Annotated in this window: 1 protein-coding gene; it reads left to right on the plus strand. The window is 54.8% G+C overall.

The features are described from left to right. Positions 1–272: UPF0149 family protein (locus J2D73_RS20320; protein WP_207884230.1), on the plus strand; the 272-nt coding region annotated here is incomplete at both ends.

Here is a 272-nt window from a genome sequence, read left to right on the forward strand (position 1 = left end):
GAAGACGACGATTTCATGTTCCAACTGATGATGCCGGAAGGCGAAACGGTCAGCGTGTTCGACCGCGCGGATGCTCTGGCCGGTTGGGTGAATCATTTTCTCCTCGGGCTCGGCATGATGCAGCCGAAATTGGCTCAGGTGAAAGACGAAGTGGGTGAGGCGATCGACGATTTGCGCAATATCGCCCAGCTCGGTTATGACGAAGACGAAGACCAGGAAGAGCTTGAGCACTCTCTGGAGGAAGTGGTGGAATATGTTCGTGTTGCCGCCAT

Origin of the sequence: Acetobacter sacchari (assembly GCF_017377715.1) — a bacterium.
GTDB classification, from domain to species: domain Bacteria; phylum Pseudomonadota; class Alphaproteobacteria; order Acetobacterales; family Acetobacteraceae; genus Acetobacter; species Acetobacter sacchari.